General features: G+C 29.3%; 21 protein-coding genes. 9 read left to right on the top strand and 12 right to left on the bottom strand.

Features of this window, described 5'->3' with window-relative positions; genetic code table 4:
* Positions 1-118: 118 nt before the first annotated feature.
* The 11 genes from EXC34_RS01375 to EXC34_RS01325 form a co-directional block, all read right to left on the bottom strand.
* Positions 119-2,527, bottom strand: coding sequence for an MAG1360 family OppF-related protein (locus EXC34_RS01375; RefSeq protein WP_129687604.1), 2,409 nt, complete (start codon positions 2,525-2,527; stop codon positions 119-121).
* A 95-nt stretch (positions 2,528-2,622) separates the two neighbouring features.
* A complete protein-coding gene (rplQ, locus tag EXC34_RS01370; protein WP_004419366.1) occupies positions 2,623-2,985 on the bottom strand; it encodes a 50S ribosomal protein L17 in 363 nt (120 codons plus the stop codon).
* Positions 2,985-4,004: a DNA-directed RNA polymerase subunit alpha gene (locus EXC34_RS01365; protein WP_129687603.1), complete on the bottom strand. Its 1,020-nt coding sequence runs from the start codon at positions 4,002-4,004 to the stop codon at positions 2,985-2,987. The genes rplQ and EXC34_RS01365 overlap by 1 nt, the downstream gene beginning before the upstream one ends.
* Before the next feature lie 25 nt (positions 4,005-4,029).
* On the bottom strand, positions 4,030-4,437 hold the full coding sequence (rpsK, locus tag EXC34_RS01360; RefSeq protein ID WP_129687602.1) for a 30S ribosomal protein S11: 408 nt from the start codon (positions 4,435-4,437) through the stop codon (positions 4,030-4,032).
* A gap of 13 nt (positions 4,438-4,450) precedes the next feature.
* Positions 4,451-4,816: a 30S ribosomal protein S13 gene (gene rpsM / locus EXC34_RS01355; protein ID WP_004419371.1), complete on the bottom strand. Its 366-nt coding sequence runs from the start codon at positions 4,814-4,816 to the stop codon at positions 4,451-4,453.
* Positions 4,817-4,824: 8 nt separating this feature from the next.
* Complete coding sequence (gene rpmJ, locus EXC34_RS01350; RefSeq protein WP_004419372.1) at positions 4,825-4,938, bottom strand: 50S ribosomal protein L36; 114 nt, start codon at positions 4,936-4,938, stop codon at positions 4,825-4,827.
* A gap of 9 nt (positions 4,939-4,947) precedes the next feature.
* The gene (gene infA, locus EXC34_RS01345) at positions 4,948-5,163 is read right to left on the bottom strand and encodes a translation initiation factor IF-1 (RefSeq protein WP_004419374.1); all 216 of its coding nucleotides are present in this window, start codon (positions 5,161-5,163) and stop codon (positions 4,948-4,950) included.
* A complete protein-coding gene (gene map / locus EXC34_RS01340) occupies positions 5,164-5,913 on the bottom strand; it encodes a type I methionyl aminopeptidase (RefSeq protein WP_129687601.1) in 750 nt (249 codons plus the stop codon).
* 408 nt (positions 5,914-6,321) lie between these two features.
* Positions 6,322-6,978, bottom strand: a complete 657-nt coding sequence (locus EXC34_RS01335) for an adenylate kinase family protein (protein WP_129687600.1) — start codon at positions 6,976-6,978, stop codon at positions 6,322-6,324.
* The gene (gene secY, locus EXC34_RS01330) at positions 6,972-8,447 is read right to left on the bottom strand and encodes a preprotein translocase subunit SecY (RefSeq protein ID WP_129687599.1); all 1,476 of its coding nucleotides are present in this window, start codon (positions 8,445-8,447) and stop codon (positions 6,972-6,974) included. Before secY ends, EXC34_RS01335 begins: the two co-directional genes overlap by 7 nt.
* Before the next feature lie 69 nt (positions 8,448-8,516).
* On the bottom strand, positions 8,517-10,481 hold the full coding sequence (locus EXC34_RS01325; RefSeq protein WP_129687598.1) for a transketolase-like TK C-terminal-containing protein: 1,965 nt from the start codon (positions 10,479-10,481) through the stop codon (positions 8,517-8,519).
* A 92-nt stretch (positions 10,482-10,573) separates the two neighbouring features.
* Here EXC34_RS01325 and EXC34_RS01320 point away from each other — a divergent pair, with 92 nt between their 5' ends.
* The 6 genes from EXC34_RS01320 (at position 10,574) to EXC34_RS01295 (ending at position 17,360) form a co-directional block, all read left to right on the top strand.
* Positions 10,574-11,371 (top strand): energy-coupling factor transporter ATPase, encoded by a 798-nt coding sequence (locus EXC34_RS01320; RefSeq protein WP_129687597.1) that lies wholly within the window; start codon positions 10,574-10,576, stop codon positions 11,369-11,371.
* Positions 11,362-12,333, top strand: coding sequence for an energy-coupling factor transporter ATPase (locus tag EXC34_RS01315; RefSeq protein WP_129687596.1), 972 nt, complete (start codon positions 11,362-11,364; stop codon positions 12,331-12,333). Before EXC34_RS01320 ends, EXC34_RS01315 begins: the two co-directional genes overlap by 10 nt.
* Entirely contained in the window at positions 12,333-13,205 is an 873-nt protein-coding gene (locus EXC34_RS01310) for an energy-coupling factor transporter transmembrane component T family protein (RefSeq protein WP_129687595.1), read from the top strand. Before EXC34_RS01315 ends, EXC34_RS01310 begins: the two co-directional genes overlap by 1 nt.
* Before the next feature lie 89 nt (positions 13,206-13,294).
* Positions 13,295-15,265: an NAD-dependent DNA ligase LigA gene (gene ligA, locus EXC34_RS01305; protein WP_165001210.1), complete on the top strand. Its 1,971-nt coding sequence runs from the start codon at positions 13,295-13,297 to the stop codon at positions 15,263-15,265.
* 59 nt (positions 15,266-15,324) lie between these two features.
* Positions 15,325-16,074: a triose-phosphate isomerase gene (gene tpiA, locus EXC34_RS01300; RefSeq protein WP_129687593.1), complete on the top strand. Its 750-nt coding sequence runs from the start codon at positions 15,325-15,327 to the stop codon at positions 16,072-16,074.
* 98 nt (positions 16,075-16,172) lie between these two features.
* A complete protein-coding gene (locus EXC34_RS01295; RefSeq protein WP_129687592.1) occupies positions 16,173-17,360 on the top strand; it encodes a phosphoglycerate kinase in 1,188 nt (395 codons plus the stop codon).
* Between the two features lie 14 nt (positions 17,361-17,374).
* On the opposite strand, the gene EXC34_RS01290 is transcribed toward EXC34_RS01295, so the two are convergent.
* A complete protein-coding gene (locus EXC34_RS01290; protein ID WP_129687591.1) occupies positions 17,375-17,734 on the bottom strand; it encodes a hypothetical protein in 360 nt (119 codons plus the stop codon).
* A gap of 73 nt (positions 17,735-17,807) precedes the next feature.
* Between EXC34_RS01290 and trpS the strand changes: the two genes are divergently transcribed.
* From trpS to EXC34_RS01275, 3 genes are read left to right on the top strand one after another with little or no spacing between them, the layout of a single operon-like run.
* Positions 17,808-18,806: a tryptophan--tRNA ligase gene (gene trpS / locus EXC34_RS01285; protein ID WP_129687590.1), complete on the top strand. Its 999-nt coding sequence runs from the start codon at positions 17,808-17,810 to the stop codon at positions 18,804-18,806.
* Between the two features lie 8 nt (positions 18,807-18,814).
* Positions 18,815-20,563, top strand: a complete 1,749-nt coding sequence (thrS, locus tag EXC34_RS01280; RefSeq protein WP_129687589.1) for a threonine--tRNA ligase — start codon at positions 18,815-18,817, stop codon at positions 20,561-20,563.
* On the top strand, positions 20,556-20,972 hold the full coding sequence (locus EXC34_RS01275; RefSeq protein ID WP_129687588.1) for an MAG3450 family membrane protein: 417 nt from the start codon (positions 20,556-20,558) through the stop codon (positions 20,970-20,972). The genes thrS and EXC34_RS01275 overlap by 8 nt, the downstream gene beginning before the upstream one ends.
* Positions 20,973-21,240 lie beyond the last annotated feature (268 nt).

The raw sequence follows: 21,240 nt of genomic DNA, 5'->3' as shown, positions 1-21,240 counted from the left end.
CATTGTTTGTAGTCTTGTTCTATAAAATTGGGACTTTTGTGCCAATTAAAATTGATATAAATTTTTACGCATATCAATGTATTTTGAATAAATTAGTAAAAAAAGCAAGTCATGCTTGCTAGAATGCGTCAACATTGTCAATAAAAACAGTATCTGATTGATTTTTTTCATTATTTTCATTGTACAAAATGAATTCGCGAGTTATATTTTGGGTGTTTTCCAAGTTCGCTGAATAAGTGTTATACTGGTCAAGATCAACAATTAATGTGTCTTTATAGTTAAAGCTTGATTCCAAGTCAATTATTGTTGTTTTTTCAATTGTTTCATTCAATCCATTACCATCTGTTCCCTCAGAGCTAAGTTTTTTAAACATGTTATAACTAGCTATAATTGATTGTCCCGGAGACATCTCGTATATTTCAGGAAATTCATACTCTTTTATGTTATCTTGCTTAAATTTATCAATATTTTGAGCACTCATATAGGATTTAAAAATAGGATGAAGTGGATTTGATAGAACTTTTTTAATTCGACCAAATTCAATAAGTTTATTATTAAAAAAAACAAAAATACTATCAAAATTATTTTGCTTTATTAACTCAAGATTTGAGGTGATAAAGCAATAAGTAATTTTATTTTGTTTACACAAGTCGCCAGTGATTCTTAAAAATTCATTTTTTAATTTGTGATCAATAATTTGTTTATCGTCGTTAATAAACAATATTTTTGAGTCATTAAATAAGCGTGATAAAAGCCCCATTTTATATTTTGAAATATTCGAAATATTATTTAATGGTTTAATCAATGCTTTACTACTGAACGACATTGTCTCAATAATTTCAGAAAGCCTTAAAAACACATCAATGTAAGTGATTTTTTTGTTTTTAAAATCATACTTATTAAATACCAATTCCCTTATAAAACCAATATATTCGAAAACAAATGAAATTGATTTATATACTCAATATATATTTCTAATTGGTTCTAAAATATTGCCAAGTGGTTTTGTGTTTTTTGATTGGTTTTGGTCAATAATGCTCTTAATTTTTTTGCTTATATTTTTAGTTATATTGGTTAAAGATAAGTTGACATTTTGAATATTTTTGGCATTAGTGTTTATTATTTGTGATTGCAAAATTTTATTTTTAAGTTCCTGACTTTGCAACATTAAGTTTCAATCAATTCTTGCAGATTCTAATTCAGTTTGGTTTTGCAACTTATTAATTTCCGCATCATAAGATTCAATACCAAAAACATTTAGAGATTTAGATTTTTCTTTTTTAACTTTATTTTTTAACTTTCGAATTTCATCACATATTATTTCCTCGTTTGACCTACTCAATTCAATATATTGACTTAAATCTAAATAAAATTCTTTGTTTATGATTGAATCAATAGCCATTTTTTTAATTTTTTTATCTCGTAAGCTTGAATCGGCAAGGTTATTGTAAATAAATAATGATATTTTTGAGTTTATATAAGTGTTTAAATCAGCAATATTTTCCAATGATAAATGTCTTAATTTTGGTTCACTATATTTCATTTCTTTTTTAACAGCTTTTAACACTGAAATTGATTTATATATTTGTCAATATTGATAAGAGGTTGTTGAAAAAATGTTTAGTTTTTGCTTATCTAATTTGCTTGATTTTGTATATTTGAAAATTAAATTGCGTATGTGTTTTTTAGTGGTTTTTTCGCTGTTTGAGCGGTATTTTTCAAGAAATTCAATGTCTTTATTCATATCGCGAATGAAACATTTACGCTTTAACGATTCCTTAGAAGTTTTAGACATTTGTTTAAGCATTTTTAGTCTAGAATAGTTGGTTTTAAGTTTAATTTTAGCTTTTAATTCATCACTGTTAAAGTAGTTATGCGATAGTTTTTTTACCAATGTATTTATTTTATTGATAATAGAAACAAATTTGGAAACTAAATTTTCAAAAAATCATTCAAAATAATCAACGTGTTTGTTAACAAGGGATTCTAATTCATCAAATGAGTCTTGGTTGATTAATTTAAGTAGTTTATTTTGAAATTGTTTGTGTTCGCGTTTATAGTCAACTAATTCGCCATATATTTCGTTTGTATTTTCTTTAAGTAATTTTAGTAATAAGCTTTGAATTTTGTATTGATTTTCTTCAAAAAGGCTTGTCAAAAAATCAATCTTCTTTTTAGAAGCAAAATAATTGTCAACAATCCGGTTATACTCGCTAGCAAGAGGAATTGTGTCAAATTTTAAGTTGACACTATTTAGATTGAAAAATGATATTAAATCAAGTATTTCTTTGTGGTTAACACTTTGTATTAATTCGCTATTTTCATTGAAATAATTCAATGTTTTTATCGCGTAATTTGACTTGATAATTTTTTTTATTTCTCCATTTGCAAATTCGCTTTCTTCATCTAAAACTAAAAATGCATTAGCTGAATTTCTATGCAAAGTAAGATTCGATATTTCAGAGTAAGAAGTGTTATTATTTTTGAAATATTGTTCTAATGAAAATATATTTTTGTTTTTAGCCATATTTTAATAGTATATATTAAATTATGATTATATTGTAAAGAAAAAATCAGCTCGCAAGCTGATTTAAGATTGGTAATTAAAGTGAAAACAATTAGTTAAACTAATTCAATAATAGCCATAGGTGCAGAGTCACCTTGACGAGAAACAATTTTGTAAATACGTGTGTATCCACCGTTTCTTTGGGCGTATTTAGGCGCAATTGTGTCAAATAAATGTTTTAGAACTGTATCTTTTTCATTCACAAGAGTTGGACGTAATACTGAAGCTACTGCACGACGATTTGCTAGAGTTGGGTTTTTTGCTTTTGTAATTAGTTTTTCTGCGTGACGACGTAATTCTTTTGCACGAGTTAAAGTTGTTGTGATACGGCCATTTTTGAATAATTCACTAACTAATGTACGAATAACACCAGTTCTTCATTTAGTATCACGACTGTAAATTTGTTTTGGATTAGCCATTATTCTTCTCCTTTAGTTAATTCGAAACCGAATTCTCTTAATTTTGCAACAATTTCATCAAGAGATTTTCTACCTAAGTTTTTAGTATTTTCTAATTCTTCATATGTCATAGCAGCAATTTGAGATAGTGTTGAACGACCAATTTTTCTTAAAGCATTCAATGAACGAACAGAAAGATTTAATTGAGAAATATCATAATCATTTTCTTCTTTTTCTTCGTCACCAACAATTTCATCTTGTTTGAAAATTGATTCAACAACCATATCTTCAACTTTACCAATAACAGTAAAGTGAGCAGCTAAAATTTCACAAGCTTGTTTTAGAGCGTCTTTTGCAGCAACAGTTCCATCGGTGGTAATGTTAAACTCTAGTTTTTCTTCAATATCAGTTGAAGCAGAGTTTAATTCGCTAACTGAATAATTTACGTTTTCAATTGGACTAAAGTTTGAATCGGTCGCAATTAAAATACCTTTTTTGATTCCTGATTGAATTTGATTTAAGAAGTTTACTGAAGCAATAAGTTTTTTGTTTTTTTCACTTGGAACATAGCCACGGCCTGCTCTTAGATACATTTCTAAGTGTAATGAACCTTTAGCACTAACTGTTGCTAAGTGAACAGATTTACTTGTTATTTCAACATTTGAATTAATAACTTGAAGACTTCTTGATGTTACTTCACCTGGTTGATCTGCATAAAGAACAACCTTAATTATTTCATCATCATTAACCAATTCAGGTTTGTATTGAAATTTAACTTTACGCAAGTTCATAATTAATGCTGTAACATCTTCTACAACACCATTTATAACTTGGAATTCATGCTCAACACCCTCAATTTTAACTCCGCACATTGCTAATGAAGTAATGTTTGAAAGAAGCACTCTTCTCAATGCAACAGCAACTGTTTGCCCAAATCCTCTTTCTAGAGGTTGGACAGCAAAAGTAGTTGTATTAACATCTTTTGTATTTGAGTTAATAGTGTCAACTTGTGTATATTCAAGTTTTGCCATTTTTTCCATATTTTCCTCCTTAGGTTATTTATCTCTATCTCATTTTTTCGCGTTTTAGAATACGTTTTGGAGGTCTTGTACCATTGTGAGGTACAGGTGTAACATCCTTAATTTCAGTAACTGTAATTCCAGAAACTTCAATTTGTTTACGAGCAGCATCTTTACCAGCACCTAAACCTTTTAATTCGACTCTAACAGTTTTCATACCATGTTCTTTAGCTAATTCTGTAGCAGCTTGAGCAGCTAAACCTGCAGCATAAGGGGTTTTTTTCTTAGAACCTTTGTAACCAATAGCTCCTGATGATGATCAAGCAACAACGTTTCCTTGTTCGTCAGCAAAAGTAACAATTGTGTTTTGGTTTGTTGAGTGGATGTGTGCAACACCACTAACAACAGGTCTTTTTTTAGATTTTTTTACTTTAGTATTTTTAGTTGTAGCCATAATTAACTCCTAATTATTTTTTCTTACCTGCAACGGTTTTTCTTGGTCCTTTACGTGTACGAGCGTTACTTTTTGTTGATTGACCTCTTACTGGTAGACCTTTACGGTGTCTCATGCCACGGTAGCATTTAATTTCCATTAAACGTTTGATGTTTAGTGATACTTCACGGTGTAAATCACCTTCAGTTTGGTATTCTCTAGCAGCTTCACGAATTGCTGAAAGTTGTTCTTCTGTTAAGTCTTTTACTCTAATGTTTTCGTCGATTTTAGCTTTAGCAAGTATTTCTTTTGCTCTTGTTGGCCCAATTCCAAAAATGTAAGTTAATGAAACAACTACACGTTTGTTATTAGGTATCTCAATATTTAAAATTCTAGCCATTTATATTCCTATCCTTGTCTTTGTTTGTGTTTTGGTTGAGCGCAGATGATTCTAATAATTCCTCTACGTTTGATAACACGACAATCTTTGCACATTCTTTTTACACTAGCTCTAACTTTCATGTTTTCTCCTTATTTATGACGATAGATAATACGTCCAAGTTGTAAGTTGTATGGACTAATTTCTACATCTACTGAATCACCAGGCAAAATTCTTATGTGGTTTACACGCATTTTTCCTGATATGTGAGCTTTAATTACCATGCCGTTTTCTAATTCAACTTCATATTCATCAGTTGAAAAAGCTTGTTTAACAACGGCTTTAAATTTAATAGCATCTTTTGCCATTTATATTCCTTTCGTTAATACAACGCCCTTTCCGTTTTTAATGAGTACAGTGTGTTCATAATGCGAATTTGTTAAACCACTAGCGCTAACAATAGTTCAACCATCGCTTTTCATTTTTATTCTAGCGTTTTTTTGCATAACCATTGGTTCAATGCAAATGACCATTCCATCTCTTAGAAGTGGTCCGCTGCCTCTGTAGCCATCATTATAAACATCTGGATCTTCATGAACATTGTAACCAATGCCATGACCGCAATATTCCGATGGTGTATAAAAATTGTTTTTTTTAATTACCTGACCAATCGCATAGCTTATATCGCCTACTCTTGCCCCAGGTTTAATAGCAGCTAATCCAGCTTCAAAAGCTTGTTTTGCCACATTAATTAATTTTTTATTAATTGGTGAAATAGTTCCAACACCTTTTGTAAAGGCGCTGTCACTATTCATACCTTTATATGTACAACCTAAGTCACAGGAAACAATATCCCCATCTTTTAGTACATAATCACTAGGTATGCCATGGATCAATTCTTCATTTACTGAGATGCACATTGTGGCGGGAAAACCGTATAAACCTAAAAATGCTGGTTTTGCACCTCTTTTTACTATTTCATTAAAAGCGATTGAATCCAGTTCTTTTAATGAAATTCCGGGTCTTATGTTATCGTAAACAATTTGTTTAACTTCTGCCAGGATTTGACAAGATTTAGTTATATTTTCTATTTCAATTGGATTTTTGTAATATATCATCTTGTTTCCCTAATGTTATATAAATATAACATACATATATTACCAAATATTTTAATTTTTGATAATAAATTTAATATTTATTTTATTTATTGTAAATCATCAATTTTTAATGGGTTCATTTGAATAATTTTTTTTGAGTATTTTTGAGTATTTTTTTTAATAAATTTATTTATTAATTTGCAAAATTTTAATTAAAAATTAACAAAATAAGTTTTTCCTAAATATTAGCATTCTTGAAATTTTTATTGTAAAAATTATTCAAATTTATTAGTTATTTATTCTTTAATTTTAGTATTTTATAGTTAAATTTGGGTTATTTTTAAGCAAAAAATGCAATTTATTATTACTCTTTAACTGATCACTTGCGTCAAAAAAATGATAATAAAAAGCCGAATAAGCGGCTTTAAATTACTTAACTTTGTTGATCACATCAACAGCTATATCACTAGCGTTGCCATTTGCATCAATAGAAATTATTCTGTTTTGACTTGCATAAAAATCTAATAATGGTTGAGTTGATTCATGGTATATATTTTGTCTTACCTTGATAGATTCAATAGTATCATCTCTTCTTGTAATTAGATCAAAGTTGTCTTTTTCACACTTATCAATTAGTTTAGAAGGCATGTATTCTATATGGTAACCTGCATTGCATTTTGGGCAAAATCTTCGACCTGAAAGTCTTTTTAAAACAAGATCTTCATTCGCAAATAAAGAAATAACTTTATAGTTAAAACCAGTTATTGAATCAAGAAATTGAGCTTGATTAATTGTTCTTGGATAACCATCTAAAATTACAACTTTATTTTCGCTCATTAATTCTATTAATTTATTTTTTACTATTTCATTAGTAACATCATCTGGAACATATTGCCCCGATTTAACTATTTCACTAACTTTTAATCCTAAATCGCTTTTTTTAGCAATTTCTTCACGAAAAATACTTCCTGTTGAAAGGTGAATATAATTGTGGTTGTTTGCAATTATTGCAGCCACTGTGCCTTTTCCAACACCAGGAGGGCCCATAAAAACCATATTCGGTTTGCTGTTTTTTGTTGTTATCATAATAATCCATCCCTGTTTGGTTTTTTAATAGTTTCTTTTTTCTCTGGACCGTGTTCTTCATATGTTTTTTCATATGCGATTTGGTCGCTAATTTGACGAGATAATTGTTTTTGTTTTGATAAATTAGATGATTTTAATCTAGCTTTAAATTGATCAATAGTTTCAATAGCAACCGATACTAAAATCATTATGCTTGTCCCACCAAATGAAATTACTGGTGGTCAATGTATCAAAATGATTTGTAAATATTGAAATGATGCAAGTATAACTAAATAAAATGCGCTAAAGGTACATAATCTCAATACAATGGCGAACAAATAATCCTCAGTTTGTTCGCCAGGTTGAATTCCGGGAATATATGTTGAGTTTTTTGCAAAATCTTCACTTATTTTGTCAATTCTTGATTGCTGAATACCCATTAGATAGCTAAAGAAGAATGTAATCACAACTAACAATGACAATCCAAGAGGAGAAGTAAATTGTAAATATTGTTCAATTCAAGCTTTTGCAGCATTACCACTTGGCAATAATCTGGCAATCATTATTGGGAATGAAACAACCATTGTTGAGAAAATAATTGGCATAACACCGCCAGGGTTCAACTTAATTGGCAGTTTCCCCATATCTTTAAGGTTTTTTGAACGGCCGGCTCCAATTTGTTGAATAGGAATATGACGTTCTGAATTGTAAATAAGGGCTACAACGAAAATTGTTAATGCAAAAATAAATATATAAGTTATGAAATTTAAAGAACCGATAAATAATGTTGAAGCAGAATCTGAACCAATAAAGTAACTAATAGCTTGTTTGAATTGGTTAGGCAATGAAAAAGCCATTCCAATGAAAATTAATAGTGATGTACCATTACCAATACCTTTGTCAGTAATTTGCTCAGCAATGAATAGGGAAAATAGTGACCCCCCAATCAAAATCATAGGAACAACTAAGTATGTTGTAACTTCAAGGGTTTTAGGACCATACATTGGAATAATTTCAATAAATGGGTTTTCACCTGAAGCTAGCGATTTTGAAAGCATAATAGCTTGTGGAAAAGCAATTAAAAGCGTTAATATACGAGTTATAACATTAAGTTTTTTTCTACCTAATGGTCCACTTTGACTTAATTTATGGATAGGTGGGAAAACTCTAGTTTGCAAAATTGACATGATTAATGAGGCATTAATAAATGGGCTAATTCCTAGTGCAACAATTGAAAAGTTTCTAAGCCCGCCCCCACCAACAAGGTTTAAAGTGTTTAAAAAAGTGTCATCAGTTAGAGTTTCTAATGATTTAATTTTTATGAACGGTGTACCAATTGTTGTCATAATTACATAAATCGCAAGAAAACCAAACGTAAACAATATTTTTTTGGTCAAATCCTTATTTTCTCAATATGACGTCCATCATCTTGAGATTTTAAGGAAAAATTGAGAAAATTTATAAGTAAAGTTCCTAAAAAATTTTTTCATATATTCCTTTGCAAATATTTTTATATAAAAGTTTTTTTATTATACAAAATATTAAGAGAATTAATAAAATTATTTGCTTTTGATATTTAGTAATTGTATTGCTTTGCTTATTACATTTTCTACATTAAAACCAAACTTTTCAAATACTTTATCAGCAGGCGCAGAAAGGCCAAATTCACTGGCTAATATTGCATCAAAAATTGTATATTTAGCAATCAAATATCACATATGGTCGCTTGATGCTTCTATTGCCAAAGTAGGAAATTTTATTAAACTTTTGTGTTTGTTTTGTTCTAATTCTTTAACAAATCACTGTAAGACAGGAACTGAATAAACATTAACATTGATTTTGTGCATAATATGCAATTTATTTGCAGCTTCATAAGCTAGTTCAACTTCTGACCCACTCGCTAAAATATTTATTGTTTTTCTATTAGAAGTTTTGGTAAATTTTTTTACCAAATGAATTGATTTTAACTCATTTATGTCAAAAGCATGTTTATATGATTTTATTGCTTGTCTAGATGCAATTAAACAAGTTTGTACTTTTGATTTATTCAGTGCATATTCATAAGCTAACTTGCTCTCAAATTCATTACTTGGCCTTATAACAAGTGTGTTTGGTGTCGACCGCAACATTGCTAATTGCTCAACAGGTTGATGTGTTGGCCCATCTTCTCCAACGCCATATGAATCATGAGTAAAAATATTAATTACAGGTAATTTCATTAATGATGCCAGACGAATTGCGCCTTTTGCATAATCAGCAAACGATAGAAATGTGGCTGCAAGAGTTCTTAAATTTGAAGCTAAATTTATACCATTATTCAACGCTAACATCAAATGTTCGCGAACACCATAACTAATATTTGAGCCACCATTATTAAATTCTTTATTAAAACCGATTAATGTTGAACCTTTTAAATCAGCAGAACCACCAATTATTAAATTATCTTTTTTCTCTATAAAACGAGTAATTTGGCCAAAATATTCTCGAATTGATAAATCATTTTTTTCGAATTGAAATTCTGAAAAATCATACTTATAGTTATTATTTATTAGTTTTGATAATTCATTATATTTTTCTATGTTAAGATCAGCAAGTTTTTCAACATCTTTAGTTCAAGAATCATATTCTTTTTGTTTTTGTTTCCAAAAACTTTGAGCATACTTATAAACCTCATCATCATATTCAAAAGGAACAAGATTTTCCAAGTTCATTTTACGCTTAAATTGTTGAATTTGGCTAAGAGAATATGAACCCGCATGTGCTTTTAAACTGTTTTCAAGATTAGTGTTTTTACCAATTGAAGTTTTCACTTGGATATAAACAGGTCCTTGTAATTTTTTTGCTTTTTTCAATGCTTTTTCAATTGATTTGGGTTTATCATTAGATTCAATAGTTTTTCAATTTTGGGCTTTAAATCACTTAATTAAATTGATGTTATTAACCTTATTGGAATTTGTATCTATCTGAACATTATTAAAGTCATGAATAAGAATTAATTTATTAATTTTAAGTGTACCTGCAAGTTGAATTGCCTCTTGTGCAACACCTTCTTGAATGCAACCATCTCCATGCAAAGCATAAACATAATTATCAATTATTTTTAAACCATTTACATTAAATTTCTGTGCTAAATAATCTCTTGCTATCGCCATTCCAAGCGCCATAGCAATTCCTTGACCAAGCGGCCCAGTATTGGCATCAACAAAATCGAATCATTCTAATTCAGGGTGACCTGGAGTTTTTGAATTTAATTTACGATAATTTTTCATCTCATTTTTTGCTAATAAGCCGATAAAATGAGTAATTGCGTAAAATCCTAAACAGGCGTGTCCTGCTGATAAAACAAATTTATCTCTGTTAATTCATTTTGGATTATCTCTTCAAATTTTTAAATATTTAGTAAACAATGTTGCAAAAACTCCGCTTGAACCTAGTGCCATCCCACTGTGGCCATTACCGGTCGCATTTTGCGAGTCTAATACAAGTCCTCTAATACTAGCAATTAATTTATCTTGTTTATTCACTTTTTTAACCTCTTATTAACACTTTTTTCTAATTATATATTAATCTAAAATTTGCATTTTATATTGTTATTGCATTGTATAATTATCACATTATGATATCTGTTAAAAATTTAATTTTTAAATACCCAGGAAATGAAAATAACGCAATTGATGACGTGAGTTTTGAAATTGAACAAGGAAAATATATTGCAATTTTAGGCCACAATGGTTCAGGAAAATCAACTCTTTCAAAATTGTTAGTTGCACTTTATAAACCAAAATCAGGTTCTATCTCTATTGACGGGACTGAAATAAATTCAAAAAATTTACGAAAAATAAGACAGCAAGTTGGAATTATTTTTCAAAACCCAGATAACCAATTTGTTGGCGCAACAATTGAAGATGATATTGCGTTTGGACTTGAAAATAAAGGTATCAAACGTGAAGAAATGAAACCAATTATTGAAGAGCTTTCAAAAAAAGTTGGTATGGCTGAGCATATAACTCGCGAGCCACATTTACTTTCCGGAGGTCAAAAACAAAGAGTAGCAATTGCCTCTGTTTTGGCTCTAGATCCAAAAGTTATAATTTTTGACGAAGTAACATCAATGTTAGACCCATTAGGAAAGAAACAAGTTTTAAAATTAATTAGAGATATTCAACAAACTAGAAAAAAAACATTAATTTCAATTACTCACGATATGGATGAAGCTATTTTGGCAGATTATTGTATTGTGTTTGCTAAAGGAAAAATAATTGCTCAAGGTTCACCAAAAGAAATATTAAAAAATAAAGAAGTTTTACATCAAGCAAAAATTGAATCACCATTTATTTATAAATTAAGTGAAAAAATTCAAGGACTAAATCCAACATTTGATGAATCAGAATTATTGGAGGCAATATGCAAATAAAAATTCGTGATTTATCTCACACATATAATCGCGGCTCAAGAATGGAATTTACTGCGATTAAAAACTTAAACATTGATATCAAACAAGGTGAATTTATTGGCATTATTGGTCATACTGGCTCAGGCAAGTCAACGTTTATTGAACATTTAAATGCTTTGTCTCTTCCTACATTGGGCCAAATAAATTGGTCATTCAAAAAAGACGTATTCAATAAAAAAACGAATAAATACGACCAAATTCATGAATCAATAGATGTAGTTGCTTCATGAGTAGAAAAAAATGTACATAAAAACGGATTTATAGACTATAAATACAAAACAAGAAAAGTTAAAAAAGTTTCAAATCCTAAAGAAATAAGAAAAAGAGTAGCAATAGCTTTTCAATTTGCTGAATATCAACTTTTTGAAGAAACTATTGAAAAAGACATCATGTTTGGGCCAATGTCTTTTGGTGTTCCTAAACAAGAAGCAGCAATGAGAGCAAAACAATATCTTAATTTATGCGGCCTTGATGACACATATTTAAATAAATCACCTTTTGGTTTATCAGGGGGTCAAAAAAGAAGGGTTGCATTAGCGGGTATTTTAGCAATTGAACCTGATATTATTGTTGCAGATGAACCAACGGCGGGATTAGACCCTGCTGGCGTAAGAGAAATTTTAAGTATCTTTAAAAAATTACACAAAATGGGTAAAACTATAATTATTGTTACCCACGATCTTGATAATATTTTAGAAGTGACTGATCGTGTAGTTATTATGAAACATGGTCGAATCGTTAAAGATGGGCCTACATATGATGTTTTAAAAGACACAGAATTTCTTGATAATAATGGGTTGCAATCTCCAAAACTAATGTCATTTATGACAAAATTGGAGAAAAAAGGTTGAAAATTACCTAAAATTAAATCAATTGATGAACTAGCCACATTTATTTCACAAAAAATTCAAGGAGATAAATAATGAACGGAATTGGTACATATATTTACGATAACACATTCATTCATAAACTAGACCCTCGAATAAAATTAATAATCAATATTGCCTATATTTCAATGACATTTGTTGCTTTTCATTTCATTAGTTTATTTATTTTATTGGTTCCATTAACAATTGCTTATATCATTGGCACAAGAAGTATCAAAAATATATTTAGCTTGTTAAAAATACCATTGCTTGTTGGTTTTATTGTATTTTTCCTAAATATTTATACAATGAAAATTACAAACGAGCAAATTAGAGAAACTTATAAAGTCTTTTTCTATATTGACAATAATCGAACATATGCGCTAAGTTACGCAGTTATTGCTAGAACTTTATCACTGATAATTAGAATTTACATAATGATTATGGCCACTACATTATTTGTTGCCACAACTAAACCAATTTTACTAACTAAATCGATTGAAGATTTACTTATTCCATTGAAATTACTATTCATTCCGACACATATAATTGCAATGGTAATATCAGTTGCACTGCGTTTTATTCCAACCTTGTTAATTGAAGCCAAAAGAATTATTAAAGCACAAGCAAGTAGGGGTGTAGACTTTAAACATGGCAAACTAAAAGACAAAGCAAAAGCATTTACAACATTGATAATCCCATTGTTCTCTTCATCATTTGCAAAAGCTGAAGACTTATCAAACGCAATGGAAACAAGAGGTTACGACCCATATGGCAAAAGAACAAGATATCGTATTCTAGTTCCTCAATGAAAAGATGCATTTATATTTTTATTAATGACTGGCCTTGTTGTTTTAATGATATTAATAAAATACCAAGTTATTACATTGCCATTTTGATACGAAATTACTTCATTTAAAGCTTATTAATTAGCCAGTAAACTGGCTTTTTAATTTTAAGTTTCCTAAATTAAAATATTAAAATGTATAATAAAATAAAGTTTTTTTCAAGGAGCATAATGAAAGAAAAAATCGAGCAACTTACAAACCTAATTAACAAATGAAATTACGAGTATTTCATTGAAAATAACCCTAGCGTTTCTGACCTAGAATATGACAAAAAATTAAAACAACTTGAAGAATTAGAACAGCAATATCCAGAATTAATTCACCCTAATTCACCTACAAAAAAAGTTGGCGCAGACAACATTTTCAGCACAAAATTTGCAAAATTTACTCATAATCAACCTATGTTATCATTAGCAAAAGCATACTCATATGATGACATTGAAAAATTTTTGGATACCATTAAAAAAGTTGTTCCTGAAGATAAAATTAACTTCAGTATTGAGCCTAAAATCGATGGTTTATCGATTGCGATTCATTATGAAAATGGTTATTTAACTAAAGCAATAACTAGAGGAGATGGTATTGAGGGTGAAATTGTCACAAGCAATATTATGCAAATTGAATCTATACCCAAAATTATCGATTATAAAAACAATTTAGAAGTCCGTGGAGAAGTGTTTTTACCAAAAGCAAAATTTTACCAATTGAATAGAGAAATGAATGAATTGGGATTAAAAAAATTTGCAAACCCGCGTAACGCTGCGTCTGGAACATTGCGTCAATTAAATGAAGAAATAGTTGCTAAACGCGGTCTAGAAGCATATCTTTATGAATTAGTAGATCCTCAAAATCATGATATTTACACACAAAATGACTCATTAAAATTTTTAGCAAAATTAAATATCCCAACAAATCCTTTACATAAATTAGTTGAAATTGAAGACTTATCAGAAGAAATTGAGAACTTTGCAGAAGTTAAAAATACACTCGAGTATGATGCTGACGGTCTAGTAATCAAGTTAAATGACTTAAATTATTGAAAAGCAATGGGCAATACATCAAAATTTCCAAAACACTCAATTGCCTTCAAATATGAAGTCGAATCAGTTAATAGTAAAATTACTAACATTTTGAGTTCAGTTGGCAGAACTGGAAAAATTACATACATAGCAAACATTGAACCAGTTGAATTAAACCAAACAATAGTTCAATATGCAACTCTTCATAACTACGATTTTATCAGTAAAATGAATATTAACATTGGTGATGAAGTTTCGATAATTAAAGCTGGTGAAATAATTCCAAAAGTTATTAATTTAGCAGTAAAAAACACATATTCAAAATTCAATAAATTATTAAACTGTCCAAGTTGTAATTCAATCCTAGTAGAAAACGAAGGTCTAGTTGATCAGTTTTGTTTAAATTCTAATTGTGATGAAAAAAATATAAACAAAATTTATCATTTTGCTTCAAGAAAAGGAATGAATATTGTTGGCCTTGGCTTGTCAACTGTAAAGGATTTGTTCAAAGCTGGTATTCTTAAGAAAATTGAAGATATTTACTCACTTGAAGAACACAAAAGTCTCGTATTGAAAATTGAGCGTTTTGGCGAACTCAAATTTAACAATTTAATGAAAAATGTTGAAAAATCAAAACAAAACAGCTTTGATAAAGTACTATTCGCGCTAGGTATTCAACATCTTGGACAAAGAGCGGCTAAATTAATTTCAAAACAATTTAATAATTTTAAAGAATTATTAGAATGTGAAAATCTAGAGAGCATTCAAAATATTGAAAATATTGGTCCTAAAATAACAATTTCATTAATGGAGTTTATGAAAGATAGCGAAAATAGAAAACTTTTATTATTTTTAGATGAAATTTTTGAATACAAAAAACAAAAGAATACGTCAAATTCTCAATTAAATAATATTACATTTGTTATAACAGGCAAATTAACCAATTCAAGAGATTATTACACACAAATAATTGAAAATAATGGCGGTATTGTTGCAAGTAGTGTTTCTAAAAAAACCAATTATCTATTGTGCGGAGATGATGCTGGAAGTAAGAAAAACAAAGCAATTGAATTAGGTACAAAAATTATTAATGAAGAAGAATTTATGAAATTAATAAATTAGGAAAACTACTAATGAAATAGTAATTGTATTACAATATTTATATTATAAGGAGGCTTGTTATGAACAAAATTATTATAGCCAATTGAAAAATGAATAAAACATTTGGTGAAAGTGCAGAATGATTGGAAAAATTCAATAAAAAGTTCAAGGAAAAAATTAGAAAAGATAAAACATATAAAGATGCAGTTTATGCCAATGAATTTGGTATTGCAATGCCGCCAATAAATCTTGCAGCCCATGTAGCATTCAACAAAATTGACAAATTAATGTTAGTTGGACAAGATGTTTCTCAATTCCCAGCTGGTCCCTACACTGGCGATATTTCTGCCGAAATGTTGAATGAATTTGGAATAAAATACGTTATTGTTGGCCACTCTGAAAGAAGAAAATATCACTACGAAACCTCATGTGATGTTAACTTAAAAGCAAAGGCAGCCCTTGAATATAATATAACCCCTCTAATTTGTTTCGGAGAGAGTTTAACCGAATATCAACAAGGAAAATCAAAAGAAGTGGTTAAACGGAAAATCCTTGAATCATCAAAAGATATAGATTTTAGTAAAGTAATCATATCTTATGAACCTATTTGAGCTATGGGAACTGGCCAAAGTGCATCACCAACATTTTTAAAAGATATGGCTGAATACATTCGTTCAATAACAAGCCCAAATACGAAAATAATTTACGGTGGGTCTGTTAATGCTAAAAATATCAAAGACCTAGCAAAAATTCCTGATATTAATGGTTTTTTAATTGGAAATGCAACCTTAGACCTTGATACATTTTTAGAAGTAATAGCGGTTGAATAATTGTGGCATTATTAACATAAAATTTACCTATATATTCAATTTAAATACAAATTTAAATAATAAAAATTTATACTTAAATAAATTAACTAGGAGATATCATGAAAAAGACAATCAAAGATATTCAATTAACAAACAAAAGAGTAATAATTAGAGTCGACTTTAACACCCCAATCAAAAATGGGATAATTCAATCTAACGAAAGAATAGTTGCTGCTCTTGACACAATAAAATATGCTATTGACCAAAATGCAAAAGTTATTTTGCTTTCTCATCTAGGAAGAGTCAAAACTGAAGAAGATAAAATTTCAAAATCACTTTTACCAATTGCAAATGAATTAAGTAGATTATTGAACAAATCAGTATTGTTTTCACCGGTTTCAAGTGGACCATTACTTGAACAAGCAGTAAGTGAAATGGATTATGGCCAAGTTCTTTTGGTAGAAAACACACGTTTTGAAGACTTAAACGAAAAATCTGAGAGCAAAAATGCACCAGAATTGGGTGAAAAATGAGCTTCATTAGCTGATGTATTCATTAATGATGCTTTTGCAACTGCACACAGATCACATGCTTCAAATATCGGAATTTCTTTAAGAGTTAAAGAATCTGGTGTTGGTATGCTTGTTGAAAAAGAATTAAATGCATTTGATACAGCATTTTCGAAAGAAACAAAACCATTTATAGCTATTGTGGGTGGTGCAAAAGTTAAAGACAAAATTTCCTATCTAACAAAACTAAGTCAGAAAGCCGACGAAATTTTAATTGGTGGTGCAATGGCATATACATTTTTAAAAGCAAAAGGATTTGAAATTGCCAATTCATTAGTTGAAAATGACCAAATTGAATTCGCAACCAAACTAATGGCTGAATCAAAAGCAAAATTCATTATTCCTGTAGATAATGCAATGGTAAATAGTTTTGAAGATAATATGGCAAGCATTTCTAAAGACGAAAATGTTGAAAAAGGTAAAATGGGTATTGATATTGGACCAAAAACAATTGATTTATACAAAAAACACATCGCAAATGCCAAATTAATTTATTGAAATGGGCCTTTAGGGGTATTTGAAAAAGAATTTGGTGAAGAAGGAACTCGAGCAATTGGTAATGCAATAGTTAGTTCAGGTGCTTACTCAATTATTGGTGGTGGTGACACAATTTCTGCATCAGAAAAATTTGGATTCAAAGATAAAATAACTCACGTATCAACTGGGGGCGGCGCTTCTCAACAATACCTTCTAGATCAAGAACTACCCGCAATAAACGCAATTCAAGACAAGTTATAAAAAAATAGCGCGCGCTATTTTTTTAATGCATTCACATATGCTGAAGATTTAACGCCAACGATCAAGGTTATTGAATCAGAAGAAACAAAAACACCAGTAGCTAACTTATTATCAATTATTGATTTTGAATCAATTAATTGCGAATTTTTAAAGAAAATTTTCAATTTAGAACCAGATGAACTAACATCAGCAATATTATCCAAACCACCTATAAAACGAATTAATTCGTCAATTTCTCTTTGGTTAATATCAGCATCTATTTTACCTTGAACAAGATTTTGGTGTTTTTTATTAATTCTGTATCAATGTAATCAACAAAAACCTAGTGTAAAAATTGTCAAAATTACTATTTTAAACTTGTCTTTTTTAGTCATGCTTTTATTATACAAATTTTAATATTAAGTATTATAATTTTTAATATTTATATTAAATTCCATAAGGAGAGATATGGGTAAATTACGACTTATAAGCGGAATCAAGCCCACAGGGGACTTAACACTAGGTAACTATATTGGCGCACTTAAAAATTTTGTTAAATTGCAAAATGATTATGATGCATATTATTTTGTTGCTGATTTACATGGATTAACAATGGGAAGTGTTGACCCCAAAGTTAATAAACAAGCAAGAGAAGAAATAGTGGCAATGTATATTGCCTGCGGACTTGACCCTGAGAAAAGTACAATATTTTTTCAATCAGATGTCTATGAACATGCCTTTGCTCAATGATTAATGACTTCAGAAGTTTCTCTTGGAGAACTTTATAGAATGACTCAATATAAAGACAAAGCTCAAAAACTTGAAAAACAAGATAATGGCACTGAAAAAATTCCTGTGGGTTTATTGATGTATCCAATTTTGATGGCTGCTGACATACTAATTTACAATGCAGATGTTGTTCCAGTTGGGGCGGACCAAACACAACATCTTGAGTTGACTAGAACAATCGCCGAGCGCTTAAATAAAAGATATAAAACAAAATTTGTATTGCCTAAGGGCATTATTCCGCCAGTTGGCGCAAGAATCAAATCATTAAGCAACCCTGAAATTAAAATGTCAAAATCAGACAAATCGTCAAAAGGAACAATTTACTTACACGATGATCCTGAAGTTGCTTACAAGAAAATATTAAAATCAGTTACCGACTCTGAAAATAAAGTATATATTGCTGAACATAAACAAGGAATTGTTAATTTATTGAACATTTATGCATCTTTAACTGATATGAGTTTAGAACAAGCAGAAGCAAAATTCAAAGATTCTAACTATTCTGAATTTAAGCAAGTAGTCGCCGAAGTTGTAAAAAATGAGTTGACTAAAATACAAAATAATTACCAAAATGCAAAGTCAAACATTGAAAAAATTATTGAAAAAGGCGCGTTAAAAGCAAAGAGTATTTGCCAACCAATAGTTAAAGATTTAGCAACTAAAATGGGTTTTAATTAGGAGACAATATGAAAATACAAGCTGATAAATTACTTAATCATACATGTTCACATTTGCTTGCAGCAGCTATTGAAAGATTATATCCTAATGTTAAATTAGGATTTGGACCTGCAACTGATGAGGGTTTTTATTATGATTTTGAATTTGAAAACCCATTAAGTGATCAAGATTTAAATAAAATTGAAAAATTAATGAAAAAACTTGCTTCAAGAAATCTTGAAACAATACAAATTGACGAAAATCAATATGATTTCAATAATAAACCTTACAAAAAAGAATTATATGATGAACTAAAAGCGCAGGGTCAAGTAGTAACATTTTATGCTTTACAAGACCCATTGAATAAAGAAATAATTTTTAAAGATTTATGTGCGGGCGGACACATTCATTCAACTAAAAATCTTAAACATTTCAAACTTCTATCGTTGGCAGGAGCTTACTGAAGAGGCAACTCTGATAATATTCAACTAACAAGAATATATGGAACAGCTTGAGAAACAAGTGAAAAACTAGAAAGCTATCTTGAACTACTAAAAGATAGAAAAGAGAGAGATCACAGAAAAATCGGTAAAGATCTAAAAATATTCGCAATGCATCAATTAACCGGTCAAGGATTACCAATTTGACTTGAAGATGGTATGTATATTCACAACGAAATTCGCAACTTAGTGCTAAAAATGGATCGCAAATATGGTTTTACAGAAGTTTTAACGCCACATTTTGGAAATGAAGAGTTGTATAAAACATCAGGGCACTTGGAGCATTACAAAGATGACATGTTTGCGCCAATAATTGTGGAAAAAGAAAGACTAATTCCGCGCCCAATGACCTGTCCACACCACAATATTTGTTATGGTTTAGAAAAAAGATCTTATAGAGACCTACCAATAAGATATTCAGAACAATCACAATTGTACCGTTATGAAAAATCTGGTGCATTAACTGGTTTAGAACGCGTTAGAGGAATGCTTTTAACCGAGGGACACTTGTATGTAAGAGAAGATCAAATTTTTGACGAAATCATTCATATGTACAAACAAATCAGTGAAACACTTAAAATCTTTAATATTCAAATTAGTTACATATCATTATCATTAAGAGACCCACAAAATAAAGAAAAATACTTTGATGATGAACAAATGTGAGTCAAAAGTGAAACAATGTTAAAAAACGCTCTCGACTCAATGAATGTTCAATATGAAGCAATTCAGGGCGAAGCAGCATTTTATGGTCCAAAAATGGATATTCAAATTCATACAGCATTAGGGCATGAAGTCACAGTTGCAACAATTCAATTAGATTTCTTACAACCAATGAAATTCAATTTAAAATACACTGATAAAAATGGTGATGATGCAACTCCAGTGATGATTCACCGTGGATTAATTGGAACCTATGAGCGTTTTGTTGCAATTTTACTTGAACAAACCAAAGGGGTTTTACCATTTTGATTAGCGCCTAAACAAATTACTGTAATTCCAGTTAATTTAGATGAAAACATTGAATATGCCAAAGAAATTACCAATCAACTATGGTCTCATAATTTCCGTGTGAAACTTGATGATCGTGATGAAAGATTAAACAAAAAAATTCGTGAAGCTCAGATATCTAAATCAAAATTCCAGGTAATTTTGGGCAAAAACGAAAGCGAGAAAGGTCTTGTTTCTTATAGAAAATACGGAGAAGAAACAACTCACACAACAACTTTAAAAGAATTCATATTTATGTTAAATGAATTAAAAGCTAATTATGAATAAAAAGTATTGACCTATTGTTTCAATTCTCTATTGTTCAATTTTATTAGTGATACCGATGGTTGTAGTTTGGCTTACATCTACAAGTGACTTTAATGGACAAAAAATCAATAATTTTTATGCAATATTGTTTACACCAATTGCAATAGGATTTTTTAGTATATCTTTAGCAATACTTTTGACCTATTTCAATCTTTTAAAGATTGATACGTTTAAATATTTAATCCCACTAACAGCCATTTTTTTAACAATAATACTTAGTTCGCTAACAAATTTAAGTATTTTTTGAAGAATGTTTATTACATTGGTTTTAGCAATAATTTTTTCATTATTAACCAACTGAATAATTTATATTATCAAGGATAAATTAAACAATTTAAAAAAGCAAAATAACAACACAGCTATCGAATAACTGTGTTTTATTTTTCTAAAATATGTAGCGAAATATAATGCAGTAATTAGCAAATTATCAATATATATTACAATGGAAAATTGTGTATATTTTTACATTAAAACACACAAAATATAAATGAACTATGCCTTTGAATATGAATAATATAACTACACTACTTTAAAATCAATTAACAATTCTAATTAAATATATTTATATAAAATACCATATTTAACATATCAATATTAAATTTAAATATTAAATGTGCTATTATTTACATATAAAAATA

This window comes from Mycoplasmopsis bovigenitalium, from assembly GCF_900660525.1.
Taxonomy (GTDB): domain Bacteria; phylum Bacillota_I; class Bacilli_A; order Mycoplasmatales; family Metamycoplasmataceae; genus Mycoplasmopsis; species Mycoplasmopsis bovigenitalium.
The sequence above is the reverse complement of the archived record's forward strand: the minus strand, read 5'-3'. Positions and strand labels throughout refer to the sequence as shown.